The 4487-nt window shown below is 75.4% G+C and carries 5 protein-coding genes; 1 reads left to right on the top strand and 4 read right to left on the bottom strand.

All coding sequences use genetic code 11. From position 1 onward, the window contains the following. From KBX39_RS24195 to KBX39_RS24180, 4 genes are all read right to left on the bottom strand, one after another. Nucleotides 1-268 (bottom strand): tRNA (adenosine(37)-N6)-threonylcarbamoyltransferase complex ATPase subunit type 1 TsaE (locus tag KBX39_RS24195; RefSeq protein WP_210872657.1); only part of this gene is annotated, 268 nt, incomplete at its 3' end. Further along, entirely contained in the window at nucleotides 265-1350 is a 1086-nt protein-coding gene (locus tag KBX39_RS24190; protein WP_210872655.1) for an alpha/beta fold hydrolase, read from the bottom strand. The genes KBX39_RS24195 and KBX39_RS24190, both read right to left, overlap by 4 nt. Then, nucleotides 1347-2465 carry an alanine racemase gene (gene alr, locus KBX39_RS24185; protein ID WP_210872653.1) on the bottom strand — a complete coding sequence of 373 codons (1119 nt, stop codon included), beginning with the start codon at nucleotides 2463-2465 and terminating at the stop codon, nucleotides 1347-1349. Before alr ends, KBX39_RS24190 begins: the two co-directional genes overlap by 4 nt. An 85-nt stretch (nucleotides 2466-2550) precedes the next feature. Then, nucleotides 2551-4020 (bottom strand): NAD(P)H-hydrate dehydratase, encoded by a 1470-nt coding sequence (locus KBX39_RS24180; RefSeq protein ID WP_043328303.1) that lies wholly within the window; start codon nucleotides 4018-4020, stop codon nucleotides 2551-2553. Between the two features lie 220 nt (nucleotides 4021-4240). On the opposite strand from KBX39_RS24180, the gene KBX39_RS24175 reads away from it, so the two are divergent. Next, a partial coding sequence (locus tag KBX39_RS24175) for a hypothetical protein (protein ID WP_210872651.1) occupies nucleotides 4241-4487 on the top strand: 247 nt, incomplete at its 3' end.

Genomic DNA, 4487 nt, shown 5'->3' with positions numbered 1-4487 from the left:
CACCCAGGCGGTACGCGTCGGCGTGCACGAGCGTCACCCGGCCGCCCCGATCCGGGTCGGGGCGGTGCACCCGGGCGATGACGAAGGTGGGCGAGGTGATGTCGCCGCGTACGCCCAGGCCGGCGCCGATGCCCTGGGTCAGCGCGGTCTTGCCGGCCCCGAGCGGGCCACTGAGCAGCAGCAGGTCACCCGCGCGCAGCACCCCGGCCAGCCGACGCCCGAACTCGTGGGTGTCGTCGACCGTCTTCAGCTCCACGACCACTGTCATAGCGAATCCAGGAACCTCTCCAGAGCCACGTTCACCTCGTCGGCGTGCTCCAGCATCACCACGTGCCCACTGTCGTCGATCTTCACGAACTCGGCGTGCGGCAGCCGCCGGACGATCTCCTCGGAGTGCGTCACCGGCGTGATCATGTCCTTGTCCCCCACGATCACCAGCACCGGCGTGCCGGCCAGCGCGGCCAGGGCCGGGAACCGGGAGTGGGTGGCGATCGTGCGCAGGTAGCGCGTCACCGTGTCGGCCGAGGTGCGCGAGTTCATCATCTCGACGTACGACACCAGGGCCGGGCTCGGCGCCGAGGTGCCGAAGCCGTACTTGCGGGTGAGCAGCCAGGCCACGTTCGAGGTCGACCGGCGCGCCCGGTCGATCACCGTGCCGCCGTACCGGGTGGCGTTGCTCATCATGTAGAGCACCGGCGAGCCGACGCGGCCGAGCAGCGCGGGCGCCACCAGCTTCGTCTCCGCCGCCAGACCGCCCGAGGTCGCCATCAGCACGGTGCCGACCACGCGGTCACCGAACATCTCCGGGTACAGCTCGGCCAGCGCCATGATCGTCATGCCGCCCATCGAGTGCCCGACCAGCACCAGCGGGCCCTCCGGGGCCACCTCGTCGAGCACCCGGCGCAGCGTGTGGCCCAGCGCGGTCAGGTCGTACTCGCCGCTCTCCAGCCGGCCGGAACGGCCGTGCCCCGGCTGGTCGTACGCGACCACCCGGTAGTCGCCGCGCTCGGCGAGCCGCTTGCGCTGGAAGTGGAACGTGCCCATGTCCAGGCAGAACCCGTGCACCAGCACCACAGTCGGGTGCCCGGCGACCGGGCGGGTCGGCTCGACCACCTCCACGTGGATGTCGGTGCCGTCCGGCATCTCCAGCCGGTACGCCTGGTCGTAGCGCTGCTCGCCGAAGACCTCGTCGGCGTACCTGTCGGTGGGGTCGTTCTTGAGCCGGCGGACCAGCACCCGCTCGCTGACCACGCCCGCCGCGAGCCCGGCGGCGGCCACCCCGACGGCGGCGCCGACCAGCCCGGCGACCTTGCCGGCGGCGGTACGCGGACGCGGCAACCGGAGACTCATGCGCGCTCGCCGTCGTAGAACCGGGGCACGCGCACGCCGCCGAAACGGGTCACGATCTCGTAGTTGATGGTGCCGACCGCCTCGGCCCAGTCGTCGGCTGTGGGCCCGCCGTCCGCGCCGTCGCCGAACAGCGTCACCATGTCACCGGCGGCCACCTCGTCGTCGCCGCAGTCGACCACGAACTGGTCCATGCAGACCCGGCCGGAAATGTTCCGGCGCTTGCCGGCGAGGTGCACCGGGCCGGTGTTGGAGGCGTGCCGGGGCACACCGTCGGCGTAGCCGAGCGGCACCACCGCCAGGTTGGTCTCCTGCTCGGTGAGGTAGGTGTGCCCGTAGGAGACGCCGGTGCCGGCCGCGACCCGCTTGGTCAGCATCACCCGGGCGCGGGCGGTCATCGCCGGGCGCAGGCCGAACTGCTCGCCCGCGACCGGCGACAGACCGTAGACCGCGATGCCGGGCCGGACCAGGTCGAAGTGCGTGTCCGGCCGGGTCAGCGTGGCGGCCGAGTTGGCCAGGTGGCGGTACCGAGGGCGCAGACCGGCGCGCTTCACCATCTCCAGCCCCTCGTGGAAGACGGCGAGCTGGCGGTCGGTGGTGGGGTGGCCGGGCGAGTCCGCGTACACGAAGTGGCTCCACACGCCGACCACCTCGACCAGGCCGTCGGCCTGGGCCTTCGCGGCGGCCTCCAGCAGCGCCGGCCAGTCGGCGACGGTGGCGCCGCCCCGCGCCAACCCGGTGTCGATCTTGAGGTGCAGCCGGGCCGGGCGGTCCGCCCGGCGGCTCGCCTCGATCATCTCGTCGAGCTGGGTGAGGCTGGCGCAGCCGAGGTCGACGCCGACGGTGATCCCGTCGTGCAGCGGCAGCCCGGGTGTGAGCAGCCAGGCCAGCACCGGCGCGGTGATGCCGTCCTGGCGCAGCCGCAGCGCCTCGTCCAGCGTGCAGACGCCGAGCTGGTCCGCCCCCGCGTCGAGCGCCGCGCGGGCGGCGGGCACCATGCCGTGGCCGTAGCCGTCGCCCTTGACCACCGCCATCAGCTCGGCGCTGGTGCCGGCCTTGAGCCGGGTCACGTTCTCCCGGATCGCGTCCAGGTCGACGCGCACCTCCGACTGCCACATGTCCCCAGCCTACTTCCGTCAGTGATCATCAGCGCCCTGAGCCGTGCGGGCGGTGCCCGTCGCCACCCGGGCGTCGCCGCCCGGATCAGCCCAGCCGGGCCAGTACCGGACGCAACGCCGCCGCCACGTCGGGCGCGGTGACCGGACCGCCGCGCGCCGCCTCCCGGCCGGCAAGCCCGTGCAGGTACGCCGCCGCGGCGGCCGCCCGCTCCGGGGCCAGCCCGGCGGCGAGCAGCGAACCGAGCAACCCGGCCAGCACGTCGCCGGTGCCACCGGTGGCGAGCACCGGCGTGCCGGTCGGGTTCACGTACGCGCGGCCGTCGGGCGTGCCGATGATCGTGTGGTCACCCTTGAGCAGCACCACCGCGTTCATCCAGGCGGCCAGCCGCAGCGCGGCGGCGACCCGGTCCTCCCCCGGCATCTCGCCGCAGAGCCGGGCGTACTCCCGGTCGTGCGGCGTCACCACGATCGGCGCGTCCCGGCCGCGCAGCCGGTCGGCCAGCTTGCCGTCGACGAGCAGCGTCAGCGCGTCCGCGTCGAGCACCACCGGCACCGGCGCGGCAAGCACCGCGCGCAGCTCGGCGGCGGACTCCTCGCCCGTACCGAGGCCGGAGCCGCACACCCACGCCTGCACCCGGCCCGCGTCCGCGACCCGGCCGGTGGCGATCACCGACGGGTGCTGGTGCAGCACCTCGCCCTTGGCGCTCCCGGCGTAGCGGACCAGGCCGGTCGGGCCGGCGAGCGCCCCGGCGACCGAGAGCACCGCGGCGCCGGGGTAGGTGGCCGAGCCGGTGGCCACGCCGACCACGCCCCTGGTGTACTTCTCCGACGACGCGCCCAGCTCCGGCCACCAGCCGACCACGTCCGTCTGCTCGATCACCTGGAGCGCCGGGGTGCCGCGCAGCCACGGCGTCAGCCCGATGTCGACCAGCTCGACCTCGCCGGCCAGCTCGGCGGCCGGGCCGACGACCAGCGCCGGTTTGAGCGCGCCGAACGCCACCGTCACGTCGGCGCGGACCGCGCGGGGCCGCCCGGCGTCGGTCAGCGGGACGTGGCCGGTGTCGACAGCGACGCCGCTCGGCACATCGACAGCGACCACCGTAGCGGGCCCGCCGTCGCGCCCGCGCTGCCCGGTCAGGCTCGCGGCCAACTGCTCGGCGGTCTCCCGCAGCCCACCGGTGCCGCCGATGCCCACGATCCCGTCGAGCACCAGGTCGGCTCCGGCGGGCGGGCGGTCGACGACGCGCCCGCCGGCGGCACGCAGGGCCGCCAGCCCTTCCGCGTGCGCCCGCCCGGGGCTCAGCAGCAGCGCGGCCACCGCCGCGCCCCGGCGGGCCAGGTGCGCGCCCGCGAAGAGCGCGTCACCGCCGTTGTCGCCGGAGCCGATCAGCAGCAGCACCCGGGCGCCGTAGACCCCGCCCCGGTCACCGAGCAGCAGGGCGCAGCGCCGGGCCAGCCCGGCCGCGGCCCGCTGCATCAGCGCCCCGGGCGGAAGGGTGGCCATCAGGCCCGCCTCCGCCGCGCGAACGTCCGCGACGCGCCATACCGGTCTCATGCCACCCCGTCCCGTTCGTCGCGCCGGCTCAGCGCCCGCCCGCGGCTGTCCCGATCACGGCCTCACCCTACCGGCGGTACGAACCCGGGACCGGCTGACGGAAACGCCCTGTGGAAAACCCCGGCCGTTGTCCACAGGGGTCGGCGGCCGGGTCGCCGGACGGCCTAGCGTCCCGGTGTCCGGGGCCGGTGGGTGGCGTCGGGCGACGTGGGGAGGTCACGTGGTGGAGAAACCGTTCGACGTCGACCCGGAGCTGCTGCGCGCGGTCGCACGGGAGCTGGCCGACGACGCGTACCGGCTGGCCCGAGGGCCGGGGGCGGCGCCGGAGGCGCTGCTGGTGGCGGCGCCGGACGGCTGGCGGGCCGGGGCGGCGCTGGCCGACCTGGAGTCCGCGGTACGGCGCTGGTCCGGCGCGCTCGGCGCCCGGGTGGCCGACACCGCCGGGGCGTTGCGCCGCGGGGCGGACG

The sequence above is a fragment of the Micromonospora sp. D75 genome, assembly GCF_018070405.1.
In the GTDB taxonomy this organism is placed as follows: domain Bacteria; phylum Actinomycetota; class Actinomycetes; order Mycobacteriales; family Micromonosporaceae; genus Micromonospora; species Micromonospora chalcea.
Note: the sequence above shows the minus strand (reverse complement) of the source record. Positions and strands in the feature narration are given on the sequence as shown.